The organism is Metabacillus fastidiosus NBRC 101226, assembly GCF_001591625.1.
GTDB classification, from domain to species: Bacteria; Bacillota; Bacilli; order Bacillales; family Bacillaceae; genus Metabacillus; species Metabacillus fastidiosus.
The window spans coordinates 1-18254 of sequence record NZ_BCVG01000077.1 but is presented as its reverse complement, the minus strand read 5'-3'; the positions used below and the strand labels follow the sequence as shown (position 1 = coordinate 18254).

The 18254-nt window shown below is 37.5% G+C and carries 15 protein-coding genes; 12 read left to right on the top strand and 3 right to left on the bottom strand.

Annotation, left to right across the window (positions count from 1 at the left end):
- The first annotated feature begins 374 nt into the window (after positions 1-374).
- Positions 375-1772 (top strand): S41 family peptidase, encoded by a 1398-nt coding sequence (locus BFA01S_RS15855; RefSeq protein ID WP_066232727.1) that lies wholly within the window; start codon positions 375-377, stop codon positions 1770-1772.
- A gap of 89 nt (positions 1773-1861) precedes the next feature.
- The gene (locus BFA01S_RS15850; protein ID WP_235843046.1) at positions 1862-2074 is read left to right on the top strand and encodes a hypothetical protein; all 213 of its coding nucleotides are present in this window, start codon (positions 1862-1864) and stop codon (positions 2072-2074) included.
- 58 nt (positions 2075-2132) lie between these two features.
- On the opposite strand, the gene BFA01S_RS15845 is transcribed toward BFA01S_RS15850, so the two are convergent.
- Positions 2133-2588 carry an Hsp20/alpha crystallin family protein gene (locus BFA01S_RS15845; protein WP_066232723.1) on the bottom strand — a complete coding sequence of 152 codons (456 nt, stop codon included), beginning with the start codon at positions 2586-2588 and terminating at the stop codon, positions 2133-2135.
- A 187-nt stretch (positions 2589-2775) separates the two neighbouring features.
- Here BFA01S_RS15845 and BFA01S_RS15840 point away from each other — a divergent pair, with 187 nt between their 5' ends.
- Both BFA01S_RS15840 and bshB2 read left to right on the top strand, forming a co-directional pair.
- Positions 2776-3123 carry a YojF family protein gene (locus tag BFA01S_RS15840; protein WP_066232721.1) on the top strand — a complete coding sequence of 116 codons (348 nt, stop codon included), beginning with the start codon at positions 2776-2778 and terminating at the stop codon, positions 3121-3123.
- 25 nt (positions 3124-3148) lie between these two features.
- Positions 3149-3814, top strand: a complete 666-nt coding sequence (bshB2, locus tag BFA01S_RS15835) for a bacillithiol biosynthesis deacetylase BshB2 (RefSeq protein ID WP_066232720.1) — start codon at positions 3149-3151, stop codon at positions 3812-3814.
- Positions 3815-3928: 114 nt separating this feature from the next.
- Here bshB2 and BFA01S_RS15830 read toward each other — a convergent pair whose 3' ends face one another.
- On the bottom strand, positions 3929-5296 hold the full coding sequence (locus BFA01S_RS15830) for an MATE family efflux transporter (RefSeq protein ID WP_066232718.1): 1368 nt from the start codon (positions 5294-5296) through the stop codon (positions 3929-3931).
- 239 nt (positions 5297-5535) lie between these two features.
- Between BFA01S_RS15830 and BFA01S_RS15825 the strand changes: the two genes are divergently transcribed.
- The 6 genes from BFA01S_RS15825 to odhB all read left to right on the top strand — a co-directional run bounded on the left by BFA01S_RS15825 (position 5536) and on the right by odhB (position 15321).
- The gene (locus BFA01S_RS15825; RefSeq protein ID WP_066232715.1) at positions 5536-6615 is read left to right on the top strand and encodes a C40 family peptidase; all 1080 of its coding nucleotides are present in this window, start codon (positions 5536-5538) and stop codon (positions 6613-6615) included.
- A 163-nt stretch (positions 6616-6778) separates the two neighbouring features.
- On the top strand, positions 6779-7384 hold the full coding sequence (locus tag BFA01S_RS15820) for a DUF3298 and DUF4163 domain-containing protein (protein ID WP_066232713.1): 606 nt from the start codon (positions 6779-6781) through the stop codon (positions 7382-7384).
- A 401-nt stretch (positions 7385-7785) separates the two neighbouring features.
- Positions 7786-8673, top strand: coding sequence for an ATP-binding protein (locus BFA01S_RS15815; RefSeq protein ID WP_066232710.1), 888 nt, complete (start codon positions 7786-7788; stop codon positions 8671-8673).
- Between the two features lie 13 nt (positions 8674-8686).
- Positions 8687-10609, top strand: a complete 1923-nt coding sequence (locus BFA01S_RS15810) for a vWA domain-containing protein (RefSeq protein WP_066232708.1) — start codon at positions 8687-8689, stop codon at positions 10607-10609.
- 526 nt (positions 10610-11135) lie between these two features.
- Positions 11136-13991 (top strand): 2-oxoglutarate dehydrogenase E1 component, encoded by a 2856-nt coding sequence (sucA, locus tag BFA01S_RS15805; protein ID WP_066232706.1) that lies wholly within the window; start codon positions 11136-11138, stop codon positions 13989-13991.
- 91 nt (positions 13992-14082) lie between these two features.
- Positions 14083-15321 (top strand): 2-oxoglutarate dehydrogenase complex dihydrolipoyllysine-residue succinyltransferase, encoded by a 1239-nt coding sequence (odhB, locus tag BFA01S_RS15800; protein WP_066232702.1) that lies wholly within the window; start codon positions 14083-14085, stop codon positions 15319-15321.
- Between the two features lie 82 nt (positions 15322-15403).
- Here odhB and BFA01S_RS15795 read toward each other — a convergent pair whose 3' ends face one another.
- On the bottom strand, positions 15404-16264 hold the full coding sequence (locus BFA01S_RS15795) for a superoxide dismutase (protein WP_235843045.1): 861 nt from the start codon (positions 16262-16264) through the stop codon (positions 15404-15406).
- 133 nt (positions 16265-16397) lie between these two features.
- On the opposite strand from BFA01S_RS15795, the gene BFA01S_RS23590 reads away from it, so the two are divergent.
- Both BFA01S_RS23590 and BFA01S_RS15785 read left to right on the top strand, forming a co-directional pair.
- Positions 16398-17789 (top strand): M48 family metallopeptidase, encoded by a 1392-nt coding sequence (locus tag BFA01S_RS23590; protein WP_066232695.1) that lies wholly within the window; start codon positions 16398-16400, stop codon positions 17787-17789.
- 72 nt (positions 17790-17861) lie between these two features.
- Positions 17862-18065, top strand: a complete 204-nt coding sequence (locus tag BFA01S_RS15785; protein WP_066232692.1) for a DUF6501 family protein — start codon at positions 17862-17864, stop codon at positions 18063-18065.
- The last annotated feature ends 189 nt before the right edge of the window (positions 18066-18254 follow it).

Below are 18254 nucleotides of genomic sequence, written 5' to 3'. Positions count from 1 at the left end.
ACTTAACTTCCTCTGATTTCTAGAACTTTGAAGCGGGAGTTTTACTGCCCGTTAAGGCTGGGATAAAAATCAAAAAGCTGTTATAAAGACAACTCCCAGCTAAAAGTTATCTATTTTCTTTATACAGATTTCCCGCTGAAAAGGAAATTTTCTGATTAATAATGGCGAAATAGAGGAATTATTAAGAAATAGATGTGAATATATCGAACTATTCTATCATCTGTAATAAAATTTACAACTAAAGAGGCTTAAAATGACGTTATTCATGAAAAAACAGGTCTAATGCCATGCTTTATAACAATCCAAGTTTTATGTTGACGTAGTAAAAATCGTTAGAGATAATTAATTACATATAAAAAGGTGGTGTACGCATTTTGGGTAAAAAAAGATTCCTTATTATTTTTGGTTTTTTCCTGACAGCTGTCGTTAGTGCCGGGATTACATATGGAGCCGTTAAATATAATGAGATATCAAACATAAGTAATGATCCATTTGGAAAATTGCGCTCTACATATCAAACAATTAAAACGGACTATTATAAGGATGCGAAGACAGAAGATCTCGTTGATGGTGCGATACGGGGGATGCTGGGAGCACTTGAAGACCCATATTCAACTTATATGGATACGAAAGAAGCGAAAGGCTTCCAGGAAAATATCTCTTCATCTTTTGAAGGAATTGGTGCAGAAGTTCAGGAAAGTGACGGCGCCATTATGATTGTTTCCCCGATTAAAGGATCTCCTGCGGAAGCAGCGGGACTTAAACCGAAAGATAAAATCTTAAAAGTAGATAACACATCTGTTGAAGGTATGAGTGTCAATGAAGCTATTATGCTTATCCGTGGCGAAAAAGGTTCAAAAGTGAAGCTTCTTGTTGAAAGAAGCGGTGTAGGCGAATTAAACTTTACAATTACGAGAGACACGATTCCAATCGAAACGGTTCATTTTGAAAAAATGGATGATGGAATTGGAAAAATTCAAATTACGAAATTTTCAGAGTCAACAGATAAAGAGTTGGCAAAAGCTGTTTCTGAATTAACAAAACAAAATGTAAAAGGCTTTGTTATTGATCTTAGACAGAATCCAGGCGGCTTGCTCGAACAAGCTGTATACATGAGTGATTTATTCATTGCTAAAGGAAAAAATATTTTGCAGGTAGAAAATAAAGATGGCTCAAAAGAAGTATACAAAGCGGAAAATGAAGATAAAATTGACTTGCCGGTTGTTGTCGTTGTTGATGAAGGGACTGCAAGTGCCGCTGAAATTATGGCAGCCGCTCTCCATCAGTCAGCGGGAATACCGATCATTGGTGACAAGACATTTGGAAAAGGAACAATCCAGACGACAAAAGCTTTTAAAGACGGTTCATCTGTTAAATACACAATTGCCAAATGGTTAACGCCGGATGGGCATTGGATTCATGAGAAAGGCATAAAGCCGCAGTATGCTGTCAGTCTTCCAGAGTATGCGAAGCTCCCTTATCTTGATCCTGAAAAAACATTAAAAGAAGAAGATTCTTCAGCAGAAGTAAAAGTAGCACAGCAGATGCTTCAAGCTTTAGGCTATAGTAATGTAAAAGCAAACGGTATTTTCGATCCGGCTACTAAACAGGAAGTAGAAAAATTCCAAAAAGAAAATGGAATTGCTGTAAATGGCCAAATCGGCGGAGAAACGACGATTAAGATGATCGAAAGCTTACAGAAGAAATTAATAGAAAATGATACACAATTAGAAGAAGCAGTTAATGTGCTTAAAAAACAATTAGCAAGCTAATTACCGATAGATGATACAACCGCCCACTCCAATAAGGAAATAGTTGAATATCCTTAAAGTGTAGGTAAATAGTGGAGGAGGGAATAAAGATGTATCCAATGATGCGCAATAATGTCAGAGGACCGTTTCCATTTCTATTTGGCGGACCTTTTATCGGCGGCTTGCTGGGCGGTTTAGTCGGAAGTGCTATTTTCGCACCAAGACCGAGACCAGTACCAACACCGTATTATCCATATCAACCATATCAACCATATCAACCATCCCCATATTACCCTTATGCGGGAGGGTATCCTTATTACTGAAAAATAGAATAAAATAAAATGAAAAGAGACTGTCTCATAAAGGCAGTCTTTTTCTCTATTATTTATCATATTGAGCGATGGAGATTTCTGAAAGATGATGGTCTTCATTACGAAGGAAGCGTATTTCAAGCAGCTTGTTTTTATATTTCGCTCTCGTTCCTTTCCGTTTAACCGGTGAGGGGAGCATAATCTTTTTTTGTTTTCCCTCTTCAGGATAGTTATCAATAATTAACTGGTTTGCCGTATGCTGGATTTTTACAGATGATAGTAATTCCTCTTTCACGGGGATTTTCACATAAATAAAGTCACTCGTCTCAAATATTTCATGTGGCTCATTTTTTTGTTTACTATTCATTAAGTCGCCTTGAAAAGGAAAGTTCTGTGAAAAGTCTCCGCCGAAAACGCTTTTCATCACATGCTGGATATAATTTTCAACTTCAGAAGGATTCATATTTTTAAAGAAATCAGCAGAATTACTGCCTTTGAATGGTATTTTATTGTTCCATGGGAACATCTTTTCACATCCTTTATCATACTCTGGGTCGTTTTAGTATATGCTGTAGACATAAAACTGTTAGTAACGATAAAATATAGAAATAATATTATAATTATTAGAGAATACGTTTAGAAAACGAATAGAGTACAAAAAATAAAGATGGAATAGCAGATGAAATTTTTCCATGAAATATCGGAGGAGTAACATGATCCCAATAGTAAAAGAAGAAGTACAAAAATATTTAAATCGTTTTCGCGATAAAGAGCTGTATGTGCATCTTGAAACAACAACGGGAGCATATTCCGCCTTTAATAATCAGGACAATATGACAGTTGTTGCTTTTATTCGCAATACAAAAGTTATGTTTGACCAGGCGAAAATTACTGGAGACGGTCCGTTCAGGGTTGGTTTAAAAATAGAGAATGGCTGGATATATGCAGAAGGATTAACAGATTGGATATTTAACAGTGAGGAACAGCTGTTATTAGCCGGTCATAATAGCGAGGGAAAGCTGGCAATCGCTTTACAGCTCAGTGAGAAACCTTTTAAATAATGAGGAAGGTATGGGGGATTAAAAAATGAATGAACATATATTAATTGCATTGCCGCATCCTGATGATGAATCATTTGGAGCTGCCGGGTTAATTGCTTTAAGCAGACAAAAGGGGATACCTGTCACATATGCATGCGGCACATTAGGTGAAATGGGAAGAAATATGGGAAGTCCATTATTTGCGAACCGGGAGACACTACCAAGTATCCGTAAAAGGGAACTGGAAGATGCGTGTGAAGCTCTCGACATTCAGGATTTACGAATGCTCGGACTACGGGATAAAACATTAGAATTTGAAGATGAAGAACATCTTGCTAACATAATTGAAAAAATAGTGAATGATATAAATCCTTCGCTCGTTGTAACGTTTTATCCGGGATATGGCGTTCATCCTGATCATGATGCTTTTGGAGCTGCAGTAATAAGAGCATTGAAAAGAAAGCCGATTTCTGAAAGACCTGTTACATATGGTATAGCAATTTCCAGTAACAGAATAGAAGAAATTGGTGAGCCGGATGTCGGAATTAATATTATTTCAGTTGCGGATGTAAAGCTAAAAGCATTAAAAGCCCATCGCTCACAAACAGAAGGTATGCTTAAACAGATGGAAGAAGGCTTGCTGAAGAATAATCCGATGATGATGGAATGGTTTGAAAAAGAATATTTTTGGACATATAAATGGTCTGATTAAAAAGAAAAGCAAGGCCCCTTCATGGTAATCCAGTAAGATCAAGGATTTCATGAGGGGGCCTTTCAATTTTTTAAACTTACTAATGACTTATTGGACAGCTTCTCGCTTCATTGTTTATCCAGCTTTTTTCAAAGTCATTAGCGTGAATTTTTTCTGGACAATCTTTAAGCGGATGGAAAGTCCGACTGCTCCGAAAGCAAGCCCTATGATAAGACCGATCCAATAGCCGAATGCCCCAAGCAAAGTAAATTGCGCAAGCACATAACCGATAGGAAGACCTATAACCCAATAGGATATAAGGGCCATAAGAAATGTAATATTCACATCTTTATATCCTCTCAGTATCCCTTGAATTGGTGCGGCAATGGCATCGGAGAGCTGGAAAAATATCGCATAGATTAAGAAATGCTGTGTGAGACTTAGCACATCGGCATCTGCTGTATAGATAGCAGAAATTTGCGGTCTCATAAAATAAATGATTGCAGCAGTTAAAACAGATAAGGAAATAGCAAAAATAATACCTAAAAGACTATATTGTTTTGCATCTTTATTCCTATTTGCTCCGATCTCATGACCGACTACAATCGTAAGCGCCATTGATATGCTCAGCGGCACCATATAAAGAAAGGAGGCGAAATTCATTGCTGCCTGATGGGAAGCGATAGTAACTGTGTTGTACTGGCTCATAAACAGTGTGACAGCTGCAAAAATACTCGTTTCAAAGAAAATGGCCAAGCCGATCGGAAGTCCGATTTTTAATAAATCACTTATATATTTAATAGATAGAGCTGCTCCGCTTCTAAACAGCTTGTATTTTCTAAAAGGATCCTGTTTTAAAACAATAATGAAGCTGATAATGGTAATGCACCAGTAAGTAATTGCCGAGGCGACACCAGCACCAACCCCGCCTAATGCCGGCAATCCGAATTTACCGAAAATAAGCAAATAGTTGAAGACGAAATTAATGGGCAAAGAGAGTAAAGTAATAATCATCGTTACCCGTGTAAGTCCCAATCCATCGATAAAGCCTCTTATGACACTGTAAAGGAAGAGTGGAATAATACCGAAGGAAAGCGCAATTAAATAATTTTTCGCAATCGTTCTTACGATTGGTTCCAAGTCCATGCTGTTTAGAATAGGATCTAAAGCGAAGAAACCGGCTGCCAGTATGAGGACTGCCAAAAGGGCTGATAAGTAGAAGCCCTGAATAATCGTAAAGGGGATATTTTCTCCCCGCTTTGCCCCGATTAATTGTGCGACAATTGGTGTTATCCCAAGTAAAATACCGCTTAATCCTGTATACACGGGCACCCATAAGCTTGATCCGATTGCAACCCCGGCAAGATCTTCCGGACTAACTTGACCTGACATTGTTGTATCAAGAAATGTCATCATGAAAAGTCCTAATTGAGTAGCTAAGATTGGGAATAAAATGATGCTTAATTGTTTTATTTTTCCTTTATAATCAAATGTTTTTTCCATATGATAACCTCGAAATCTTTATTAATTATATAAATCGTATCACATAAATAGATTAAATGTACTATATATTATTTTTTGGAATTTTATAAGAAAAATACATGAGTAAAGACTCAAATTTGATTTCGTGATTTTTCTTTATTTTGCAAAAACAGACTTTTTTCTCATTTATAATATAGAATTAACTCTATTAATCATTTAGACTGAATGTGAGACTAGATTAATAGGAGGTATTTTCGGAAATGAGATATAAACTTCTCGGAATTACAGCAACTGCTATAGTAGGGTCTTCTTTATTTGCGACAAGCGCCGCAGCAGACAGTATAGATATAAAGAGCGGCGATACTTTAAGCAGTTTATCAAAAAAGTATGGGACAACAGTCCAAGCAATAAAAGAAGCAAATGGCCTAGTAACAGATGTGATAAAAGTCGGACAAGTGATCGATATTCCAAATGCTAAAGTTTTGCCTGCTAATTCGGCAAAAAGCGAGAAAAGAACGGTTACACAGTCTAACTCAAGTGGAGCAGCCTACACGGTACAGTCGGGTGATACATTATTTAAAATTGCCCGCACTAATAATACAACAGTAGACAAAATAAGAGAATTAAATAATTTAAACAGTGAATTAATCATGGTTGGACAGAAGTTGATTGTAAAAGGAAGCGCTAACGCAAGTTCTAATTCTAATACGTCTGAAAGCAGTAAACCAGCTGCTCCTGTGAACAAGCCTTCCAGCCAGCAGACGAATAAAAGCAATTATACTGTTCAAAGAGGCGATACATTATTTAAAATTGCCAACAAATTTAATATATCAGTAGCTGAAATTAAAGTAGTGAATAATTTAAGTTCAGATTCAATCTACTCTGGACAGACATTAAGCATATCAGGTGAAATACCGGAATTAGACAATGATGATGCCGAAACGGCTCCGCCAGCGAAGGAACAAACGTCAAATAGTACGATAGATGTTGATAAGATGATCAGTGAAGCAAAAGCTTTAGCTGGTGTACCATATCGCTGGGGCGGTAACACACCTTCAGGTTTTGATTGCAGTGGATACATTTATTATGTCCTAAATAAAGTAACATCTGTGTCCCGCTTAAGTGCAGCAGGATACTGGGATAGCATGAAAGCAGTATCGACACCTGCTGTCGGAGACTTTGTTTATTTTTCAACGTATAAAGCAGGCCCTTCTCATATGGGAATTTATTTAGGAAATAATGAATTTATACATGCGAGCAGCAGTGGTGTAGCAATCGCAAGTTTAAATAATTCATACTGGAAGCAAAGATATTTAGGAGCAAGACAATTCGGCAAGTAATAAAGCTTTTTTACAAGTATCAGACTTCATTATTCATACATAGTGTTATACACAAGTACATATTGATCTATGAGGTCTGATGCTTCGTTTATATTATATTAATTCCCCAAAATATTTTCCTCTTTTCAAACATAAAGTGTATGGATGAACAGGAGGTGTTTTTATGTTTTCGCCACCAATTCCGATGTACACCCATCATATTAAAACTGAAAAAGTATCCGTTTTTTATCCGTCCCTTCTCATCCAAAATAAAAATATACAATTAAAAATAAACAGACAGATTCAGCTTACGGTAAGAAAACTGATGGAGCAGCAAGGTGTTAATAATGAATATTTAGTGGAAATGCTCGGCTACTATGAACAAAAAACAAACGAGCGGGATATCGTCAGTCTTACCTTTAATAATTATACATTTTCAGGTGGAGCCCATGGATTGACTGTTATTAAATCTCTTACTTTCAATGTGAAGAACGGAAAAAGCTACGAACTTTCCGACTTATTCAAAAAAGGAAGCCCTTATGTCGAGCGTATTTCTGATATTATTAGAAGGCAAATAAAAGAGCGGGATATTTTTCTGCTGGATCCGCCGTTTAAAACGATAAAACCGAATCAGGAATTTTATCTTGCTGATAAGGCGATCGTCATTTATTTTCAGCTGTATGACCTTACTCCATATGTTTTCGGCTTTCCGTTTTTCCCGATTTCTTTATATGAGCTGGAAGATTTAATTGCTGAAGACGGACCGCTTCAAATATTAATTGCAAACTAATAACGAACGATGATGTCTTAAAAGGGTAAAAAGTAATCCTTTGAGAACATCCTGCTGAAAAATAAAACTAAATGGCTGATTCGAACATGGTTTTCCAGTATAACTTTATTGATTTTTGGCTCATCCATTTGCAAGCCCCGCTTGCAAATGCTTTTCAGCAGGTGTTGAAAAGTGCTCCAAAAATTGAGCACTATACTAAGATTTGTTTGAACATATGTCGGAATATTAATTTGTATTCATATAGTAAAATCAAGGATTTGAAGGCAAGGCCTTTCCGCTTTGAAAACTTATTAAGAGCTTATGAGACAGCTCTTTTTTTCGTGCTTCACAGAAGTATGATATAGTATACTCATAATATGTGATAAAGAGACTTTTTAAGAGAAAGAAGGACTTTATATATAATGGAAAAAACATACTCATTACAATTACCGAATCATATAAACGATATTGTTTTAAGTAGGAGATCACAGCATGCAGCAGAAGAGGATCAATTACTTATAGGAAAAGAAGGGTATACTCCATCTGATGAATACATTTTACTAGATGCGATTATCGCTCTCTCTTTAGGGAAAAACATTTTGCTGAAAGGGCCGACAGGGTCTGGAAAGACAAAACTTGCAGAGACGATTTCCGCTATTTTCAATCAGCCGATGCACAGCATTAACTGTTCGGTTGATCTTGATGCGGAAGCACTTCTCGGTTATAAAACGATCCATAATGAAGATGATAAAACGACGATTGAATTTATCCCTGGGCCTGTCGTAAAAGCAATGACAAAGGGCCAGCTTTTATATATTGATGAAATTAATATGGCAAAACCTGAAACATTGCCTATTTTAAACGGTGTCCTCGATTACCGGAAAATGATTACGAACCCATTTACAGGAGAAGTAGTAAAAGCGAAAAAAGAGTTCGGTGTAATTGCCGCAATTAACGAAGGATATGTTGGGACTGTTCCATTAAATGAAGCATTAAAAAACCGCTTTGTTGTCATAGAAGTTCCTTATATTCAAGGAAATCTTTTAAAAGATGTGTTAGTGACGCAGTCTCAGCTGCAAAATGAAAGTTTAATTGAACAGTTTACGAAGCTTTCAGCCGATTTAATTACATTAGTGCAAAACGGGCAAGTATCTGAAGAAGCAGCATCGATTCGCGCCTTACTTGATACTTGTGATTTAGCACAGTACTTGCCGCCAAAAAGAGCAATTGACCGCGGTATTACAGAAAAATTAGAAGATGAAAGAGAAAAGGCGGCTATTCGAAACTTAGCTGATACTTTATTTGAGTGAGGGATCACACGCTTTGAGATTTATAAAATTTAATGATGAACAGGTCGACTCCTTCTTTTTCATGGAGCTCTTGGATTTAGCTAAGTGTTTAACAAAAAGAGCCGACTTGGAAATCGAATACAGTGTTCAATCATATATTGATCCAATCGAATTAAAAGTGTATATAAGCCATTTTTGGGAGCATCGGAAAGAAGAAGAGGTTGCCGCAGGTTTAAAAAGTGATATATATCTTCGCAGCATCGGCAGCTTTTCATATACAGATTTTAACGCAGTCGATCATTTTATTCGGACAATTAAAAATTACAAGTTTAGAAGTTTCGCGAAACAGCTATTTATGATTGCTGAGGATATAAGACTTGAGGAAATAGTAAAACGCGAAAGAAGAGGAACGATAAAAGCATTTCAAATGAGAAGGGATATGTACCGGAGGCATTTTGAATCACAGCTGACGATTAACAGGGAAAGAAGCATTTTCACAGATGCTTTATTCAATGCTGTCTATTTAAAATTAACAGCACAGTCGCCATTGGAAACAGTCCCGTCTCTTAATGAAAGAATAGATCTCGCTTTCCCGTATATTGAATCGGAAATGTTTAAAGTATATGAAGCAAAATCGACAGATGATATTGCGAAAATAGTAGAAAACATAATGGAAGTAGCGGAAGAAATACTTGAAAAAGATATGCTGAATACGTATTTCTTTTTACCGGAACTGGATTATGATTTAATAGATTGCGGTCTTACAGTTGATGATTTAAAGAGAAAATCGAAGCTTAAAAATGATGATGCAATCGAAGATGTAAGAAAAGGCGATGAAGATATTCATGACGATAAACTTTCGACATGGCATAGTGAGACGAGTACGCCGACACAAAGCTTTTTGCAGTATGATCTCGAGCAGGGAACAAAAACAGATTTAATCGGAGAAGGTGTCCGGGACAGTGAAGACGGCGACCAGGCGCTTGGAACTGTTCAAGGCACAGCGAAAAAAACGAAGAACAATGATTTTTCAAAGCTTCAGTCACTTGAAAGCTCAGAAAATGGTAAAGAGAGAAGTGCGGACGGGGATCTCACATACGGGAAGGAAAATAAATATGCTGTTCCTGTTTTTGTAGAGGCGCGTATTCCTAAAGGTGAGGAAACAGAAAAATATACAGCAAATAAAAAGCAGATTCTTTCCTATCAAAAAAAATTAAAGCAAATGATCCAAAAAACATTGGAACATAAAAAGATTTATCCGCGCACAGATTTGCATATCGGCAGACTGAATAAGAAATTATTAAGACTTCTTACCGATGAGAATCCGAGATTATTTTATAAAAAAGATCAGCCTTCTCCTGAGATTGATGCGGTGTTCACATTGCTCGTCGATTGTTCTGCATCCATGTATGATAAGATGGAGCAGACGAAGCTCGGGATTACATTATTCCATGAAGCATTGAAATCTGTTCGCGTTCCGCATCAAATTGTCGGGTTTTGGGAAGACACGAATGAAGCATCTGAAACATACCAGCCCAATCATTTTCACCGCGTCATTCCGTTTGAGCGCTCTCTGCAAACACAGACAGGGCCTGAGATTATGCAGCTCGCACCCGAAGAGGATAATCGTGACGGATACGCGATCAGGCATATGACGAAAGAGCTTATGAAAAGGCAGGAGAAACAAAAGTTCCTGCTTGTGTTTTCTGACGGTGAACCGGCAGCGCTCGGATATGACCAGAACGGAATCATTGACACCCATGAAGCAGTTATTGAAGCGAGAAAGCTCGGAATAGAAGTGATCAATGTGTTCCTTGCAAATGGAGAAATCGATGAAGCAGGACAGAAGACGATCCAAAATATTTACGGGAAGTTCAGTATTTTCGTCCAGCATATCGAGGATCTGCCTGAGCAGTTATTCCCGCTGTTAAAACGTCTATTATTAAAGACATTGTAATAGGTATAATTTCTTACAGTTTTATTTTAAAATAAAAGATTCAGTTCTTTATTTGAAAAAGAGGCCGCTTTATTGTGCAAAGAGGCTGTTCTTTCTCAGAAAAGAGCTGGATTTTTTTGTTTTTTTGTAAGTAATTGCTGGAATTCTTTTCTTTATGTCACTTAACAATTCTATTTTGATAAAAATTTTCGGAATAAAAATTATTATAATAAAATAAAAACTGTAATTCTTTATTTTATTTATAGTAAAAAAGTCTTATTTGGGGAGCTGTCTATTAAAATAAAATTGCTGCCTGTATTAGAAAAACTAAATTAATATAATATTGTTTTAGAAGTTGGTTTAATAAAAAGTTTTTTAAATCATTTCACTTGGAATAAATGCACGCTTTTGTTAAAATAATCTTGTAAGCGTTTTAATTTTACGTAGATATAGCGGCAATAGTTGATGATATTTCACAATAGTATCCTTTATGTTTTAAAATATAGTATATTATTTTAAGCATGAAGAATAGTTGGAGGTAATTTGCATGTCAGAAAGTAAATTTGAGCCAAACTTTAGTTGGAAAAACTTTCATGGCCCTAACCTCGGATATGTCATGGAATTATATGATCAATATAAAATTGATCCTGACTCGATTGACATGGAATTGAAGGAGCTCTTTGATAAGTGGGGACCGCCGTCATTAGAAGAAGGTGAGCGATCTGTTCAAGATTCTTCTGCGATCAGTCCAAATAAAATGAAAAAGGTTGCAGAAGCGGTGAAGCTTGCGAATAATATTCGCACATACGGCCATTTATACGCATCTGTTTATCCTTTTAACAATAATGCTCCAAAAAATGAGTTTCTCCAGCTGGAAGAATATGATTTGACGAAAGAAGATTTACTTGAAATTCCAGTAGAACTGCTATGTGAAGACGCTCCAGAAAATGTGCAAAACGGATTGCAGGCATACGAATATTTAAAGTCTGTTTACAGTAAATCCATTTCTTTTGAATTTAGTCATGTACATGATTATGAGGAGAAAACATGGTTAAAACAGTTTGTTGAATCAGGTAAGCTATTTAAACCGCATTCAAAGGAAAAACGTTTATCAATATTAAAACGATTATCAGAAGTAGAAGGTTTTGAGCAGTTTTTACATAAAACGTTTGTCGGACAGAAGCGTTTTTCGATTGAAGGACTGGATATGCTCGTACCAATATTAGACGGTCTTATCGAAAGCGCTGTTCAGGAAGGAACACAGACGATTAATATTGGAATGGCGCATCGCGGGCGTTTAAACGTACTCGCGCATGTCCTTGGAAAACCGTATGAAATTATTTTCTCTGAGTTCCAGCATACGCCTAATAAAGAGCTCGTTCCGTCAGAAGGATCAAGCGGAATCAATTACGGCTGGAGCGGAGATGTAAAATATCATCTCGGTGCAGATAAGCAAATTAAGGAATCGAATATGAGATCGGCAAGATTAACACTTGCTAATAACCCGAGCCACCTGGAGTTTATCGATCCGATTGTAGAAGGATATACACGTGCAGCACAGGAGGATCGGACGGAAAAAGGATATCCGGTACAGGACAGCAAAGCAGCAATGGCAGTCTTAATACATGGGGATGCTGCATTCCCTGGTGAAGGAATCGTGGCAGAAACGTTAAATCTAAACCGTCTAAAAGGCTATCAGGCAGGCGGAACAATCCATGTTATTGCTAATAATATGATTGGATTTACGACAGAAAGCACCGATTCCAGATCGACAAAGTATGCTTCAGATCTTGCTAAAGGATATGAAATTCCGATCGTGCACGTAAATGCGGATGATCCTGAAGCCTGTCTTGCAGCTGTATTTATTGCGATTGAGTATCGAAAGCGATTTAATAGAGATTTTTTAATTGATCTAATCGGCTACAGACGTTTCGGACATAACGAAATGGATGAACCGTTAACGACACAGCCGTTATTATATGGAAAAATTCAGAAACATCCAACAGCAAGGGCACTGTATGCAGAAACATTAAAAAGAGATGGCACAGTCACTTCAGAAATGATTGAGAATATATTAAATGAAGTACAAGACAGCCTCCACCGGGCATATGAGAAAATGCCGAAAACGAGCATGGCTCCTATTTATGAGATTCAGCTGCCAGCTATCGTTCAAAATGGATTTCCGGAAATTAATACAGTTGTTGAATATAGCAGATTAAAGAATCTGAACGAAGATTTAGTAAACTGGCCTGAAGGCTTTCATGTTTTTCCTAAGCTTCAAAGAATACTTGAACGAAGAGCAAAGAGTTTCATAGAAGATGGAAAAGTCGATTGGTCTCTTGCAGAAACAATGGCATTTGCTTCTATTCTAGAAGACGGAACACCAATCAGGCTGACAGGTCAGGATGCACAGCGTGCCACTTTCGCACAAAGAAATATCGTTCTTCATGACAGCAAAACAGGTGAAAGCTATTCACCGCTTCATACATTGCAGAGAGCAAAAGCTTCTTTCGCTGTTTATAACAGTCCGCTGTCAGAAGGTTCGGTCCTTGGTTTTGAATATGGGTATAATGTTTTTGCTCCGGAAACTCTTGTTATTTGGGAAGCACAGTTCGGTGATTTTGCCAATGCAGCTCAAGTATTTTTTGACCAGTTTATTTCATCTGGACGTGCGAAATGGGGACAGAAATCCGGCCTTGTTATGCTTCTGCCGCATGGTTATGAAGGGCAGGGGCCGGAACATTCAAGCGGACGTGTGGAACGCTACTTGCAAATGAGTGCGGAGAAAAACTGGACGGTCGCAAATGTTACAAGCGCAGCACAATATTTTCACCTTTTAAGAAGACAGGCGAAAATTTTAAAACGGGCGGAAGTCAGACCGTTAATTGTTATGACACCGAAAAGCTTATTGCGTAATCCCCACACCGTTTCAAATGTTGCGGAGCTTAGCGAAGGACAATTTAAACCAATTATAGAACAAAAGGAACAATTCCCTGAGAGAGTGACGCGCATCGTGTTCTCGACTGGCAAAGTGTCAATCGATCTGCTCGATAAGCTGAATTCCTTAGAAGGGGAAAAAGATTGGGTGAAACTAGTAAGAATTGAAGAGTTATACCCATTCCCTGAAAAAGAAATAAAACAATTGCTTTCCAGATATTCTTCCTTAAAAGAAATTCTATGGGTTCAGGAAGAGCCGCAAAATATGGGAGCATGGAATTATATTGAACCGAGATTACGTGCTATTGCTAAAGACAGTGTGTCAGTTTCCTATGTTGGAAGAAGAAGCAGACAGAGTACTGCGGAAGGGGACCCGCTTATTCATAAGAACTGTCAGGAGCGCATCGTGACTCATGCTTTAACAATAACGAATAAGGAATTGTTAAGAGGTGGTTTAAGTAAGTAGTTAAGTGGTACTTGTTTTTATATAACGACTTCATTCTTAAATGGTGATAGTTCAAGCTATGCTTAAAATAAGTAGTTTAGGGGGAACTATAATGGCTGAGATTAAAGTACCTGAATTGGCAGAATCGATCACAGAGGGAACGATTGCACAATGGTTGAAGAAACCGGGTGATAAGGTCGAAAAGGGGGAGCAATTAGTCGAACTTGAAACAGATAAAGTAAATGTCGAGCTTACAGCAGAAAATTCAGGTGTATTAAAAGAGTTATATAAAGATTCTGGAGATACAGTACATGTCGATGAAGTAATCGGGGTCATTGATGAAAGCAGGGAAGCTCAGGCGGCGACAGTGGAAGAGGAAGAAGTGAAAGTACAGCCGGATGAGCAAAAGACTACAAATGAGGCAGCTGAGGGAGAGCGAAAAAATCGGCTGATTGCTTCTCCAGCAGCAAGAAAACTTGCTAGAGAGCGCGGAATCAACTTAAATGAAGTGCCGGCCGCTGACCCGCTCGGCAGACTACGGAGGCAAGATGTGGAAACATTCAATCCTAAAACGAGTAAACAACTAGAAGAGCCTGTTAGACGGGAGCAGCCGGTATCTAAGAGAGCGGAAGCGGAAGATGAATTCAATAAACCGGTGGAACGGATCAGAATGTCAAGAAGAAGATCAACGATTGCAAAAAGGCTCGTTGAAGTGCAGCAGACGGCTGCAATGCTAACGACATTTAATGAAGTAGATATGACAGCCATTATGGATATTAGAAAACGTCGCAAAGATAAATTTTTTGAACAGCATGACGTTCGTCTCGGCTTTATGTCCTTCTTTACGAAAGCAGTTGTTGCAGCGCTTAGACAATATCCGATATTGAATGCAGAAGTACAGGGCAATGAAATTATTATGAAAAAATATTATGATATCGGGATTGCGGTTTCCGCTGACCAGGGACTCGTCGTTCCGGTTGTACGTGATGCTGATCGCCTGAATTTCGCTGCGATTGAAGGAGAAATTCTGAAACTGGCAGTAAAAGCACGCGAGAATAAATTAAGCTTACAAGATTTACAAGGCGGGACATTTACGATTACAAATGGCGGTGTATTCGGCTCCTTATTATCAACCCCGATTTTAAATGGCCCGCAAGTTGGAATTTTAGGAATGCATAAAATTCAGCTTCGCCCAGTCGCAATTGATGAGGAAAGAATGGAAAACCGTCCGATGATGTATGTTGCATTATCATATGATCACCGCATTGTCGATGGAAAAGAAGCAGTAAGCTTCCTTACTATTGTAAAAGACCTGCTTGAAGACCCTGAATCCTTGCTGTTGGAAGGATAATGAGAAAAGCGGATTCCCTGAAATGAAGGGAATCCGCTTTTTATATCAGCGAAATCGAAAAAATTATACAGCTAGCATTCTATTAAAAGGATTCCCACATTACTTTCCTTGCTGTATTCAGTCTTCTGCTCACTTCATTCCAATTAACGACATTCCACCAATTTTTTATATAATCTTCCCGTTTATTTTTATATTGTAAGTAATAGGCATGTTCCCATACATCAAGTACGAGGATCGGAATGACATCTTGCTGGCTTAAATTTTGATGTTTTTCTGCCTGTAAAATTTCCAGTCTTTTCGTACGGGGAACCCAGACGAGAATGGCCCAGCCAACACCTTCCACTTGTTTGGCAGCTTCGTTGAAGTGGTTTTTAAAACGGTCGAAGCTTCCGAAAGAAAGATCAATTAATTTTGCTAAATCACCTGTTGGTTTCCCGCCGCCGTTCGGACTCATAATCGTCCAGAAAATTGTATGGAGATAATGGCCTGCTCCGTGAAAGGCTGCTTCTCTCTCCCAATGTTTAAGAAAGGAAAAATCATTTGTTTTCCGTGCTTTTTCCATTTCTTTTTCCGCTTTATTTAAGCCGTCAACATAGCTTTTATGATGCTTATCATGATGGAGTCTCATAATTTCCCTATCAATATAAGGTTCAAGAGCTGAGTATGAGTATGGAAGGGGCGGAAGCTGGTGTTCGCCAATTTTAACGATACGGCTGGTATTATTTCTGTCCGTGCCGATCACTTCTCTTATTTGTGAAGATAAGCTTTTCGCACGGTTGCATATATCCTGCTCATCTTCTTCTGTAAGATCTTTAGCTAAATCCTCTTTCAGTTCTCTAATTTCTTCGGTGAATAAATCCAGACGCTCTTCATTTCCTTGATGAATAAATGTTAAAAGCTCGTCACACCAATTGTTTAATGAAGTAATATATTCTTTGTTCAAAATAATGACCTCCATTTTTTCCTTCGATGACACTATATGTATGATCAGATAAATGGTTCGAAGATACTGTATTCAAATGAACAGATATTAAGTAAAATAGATTTTGTTGGAAAATTATATGAGGAGGATACAAGTGGAGGGACTTATTCACAAAAACGAACGGGTGTATTTTGCACTATTACTTATTTATAGCATATTTGTCTATATCGCTTTGTTTTTTTCAATAATCGGGATCGTTATAGCTATTATTCTCGTTATTATCCCGCTGTTTTTCTTTTTTCTTTCGATGGCGATGATTCGGACAAACGGAATAAAAGTAACGAAAAATCAATTTCCAGAAATATACGGAACGGTGGAGGAAGTTGCTGCTAAAATGGGAATGGAAAAACTGCCGGATGTATATATTATTCAATCAATGGGAATAATAAATGCTTTCGCGACGAGATTTTTCGGCAGAAATATGATCGTCCTGTATTCAGAAATAGCAGATTTGCTTATAGATGATGGAAAAAAGGAATTGGATTTTGTTATTGCACACGAATTAGCACATATTAAACGCAATCATATTTTGAAAAGTTTATTAGTGATCCCGGGAAACTGGATTCCATTTTTGGCGGAAGCATATTCAAGAACCTGTGAATATACTTGTGATGCAATGGCGTCACACTATACAGCAGACTTGAAAGCTTCAAAAAATGCCTTGCTCGTTTTAGCGGCAGGGAAACATTTATACCGGATTGTAAACGAAGAGGAATATTTACGTGAAGCGAGCAATGAAAAGGGATTTTTTGCGTGGCTTAGTGAAAAAATTTCTACACATCCAAATTTGCCGAAACGAATTTATGCATTAGAAAATAAATTTGGACAAGGCTATAATATGGATTTTCGCACTCCTACGAAATTAAAAGTAACTATTATTTCTGTTTTTGCAGGGTCATATCTTCTTTTCCTCATTTTTATGTTTTTACTTGGAATGATTCTTAATTCCGGTTTATACAGTGATTTCGAACTAAGTTCAGAGGAGACAACACCTTTAATGCTCGCTATTACTAATGATGATACAGAAGAGGTACGAAAACTGATTGAAGATGGAGAAGATATAAACAAACAAGATGCTGACGGCTGGACAGCGCTTCATTATGCTGTTCTGTGGTACGATGAGGAAGAGTTGGAAGAGTCGTTCATTGATCCTGAAATAGTGAAAATGCTTCTTGACTATGGAGCAGATCCTAATATAAAAGCAGCAGCCGGAGAAATTGTATTGCCATCGATTGCGAGTGAAGGAGATTCAGAGTTACTAGATAAAATGATTGAACAAGGAGCAGACGTGAATTTACAGGATGAATACGGAGAAACAGCATTATTTAATGCGGTTTATAATGAAGATACGGAAATGGTCGAAAAGCTGTTAGAAAACGGGGCAGATCCTCATATAAAAAACAGTGAAAATCTTACAGTTATAGATATTGCTGAAGAAAATGGCTATACCGATATTACAGAACTGCTTAAAAATACGCATATTTAATGAGGAAAGAAATTGGCAAGCGCTCTATTTCCCTATATAATAGGAGCGAAGAGTTAAAAGGAGACAGATAAAATGATTCATAAAACTTGGCAAAACAGTGAAAGAGTAAAAAAAGTGAAATGTATCCATACGAATGCCCAAAAATATATGGTAGATCGTGCATTAACGGCAGGAAAAGAATATGATGTACAAAATGAAACAGAAGAGTTTTATTTTGTCATCGATAATACTGGTAAAGTAGGCGGCTACTACAAAGAGTATTTTGAAAATGCATAAGTAAGAGAAAGAGGCTTTTTATGAGCCTCTTTTTTTGTGGAAAAGAAAACCCTCGGCTAGGCCTAGAGTTCCAAAAAACTGCTAGGGTGGTATGAAAAAAACTCCTCTGGAATGCTAAAATATTTTTGGTTCACCAACCAAAATATTAGCATACGGAGGAGTTTTTATCCCAGCCTTAACGAACAGTAA

Coding starts and splice junctions, on each gene's coding strand:
- BFA01S_RS15815 (WP_066232710.1), top strand. CDS start 7,786: ATGGAAAAAACATACTCATTACAATTACCGAATCATATAAACGATATT.
- BFA01S_RS15850 (WP_235843046.1), top strand. CDS start 1,862: ATGTATCCAATGATGCGCAATAATGTCAGAGGACCGTTTCCATTTCTA.
- sucA (WP_066232706.1), top strand. CDS start 11,136: ATGTCAGAAAGTAAATTTGAGCCAAACTTTAGTTGGAAAAACTTTCAT.
- BFA01S_RS15785 (WP_066232692.1), top strand. CDS start 17,862: ATGATTCATAAAACTTGGCAAAACAGTGAAAGAGTAAAAAAAGTGAAA.
- odhB (WP_066232702.1), top strand. CDS start 14,083: ATGGCTGAGATTAAAGTACCTGAATTGGCAGAATCGATCACAGAGGGA.
- BFA01S_RS15825 (WP_066232715.1), top strand. CDS start 5,536: ATGAGATATAAACTTCTCGGAATTACAGCAACTGCTATAGTAGGGTCT.
- BFA01S_RS15830 (WP_066232718.1), bottom strand. CDS start 5,296: ATGGAAAAAACATTTGATTATAAAGGAAAAATAAAACAATTAAGCATC.
- BFA01S_RS15820 (WP_066232713.1), top strand. CDS start 6,779: ATGTTTTCGCCACCAATTCCGATGTACACCCATCATATTAAAACTGAA.
- bshB2 (WP_066232720.1), top strand. CDS start 3,149: ATGAATGAACATATATTAATTGCATTGCCGCATCCTGATGATGAATCA.
- BFA01S_RS15840 (WP_066232721.1), top strand. CDS start 2,776: ATGATCCCAATAGTAAAAGAAGAAGTACAAAAATATTTAAATCGTTTT.
- BFA01S_RS15845 (WP_066232723.1), bottom strand. CDS start 2,588: ATGTTCCCATGGAACAATAAAATACCATTCAAAGGCAGTAATTCTGCT.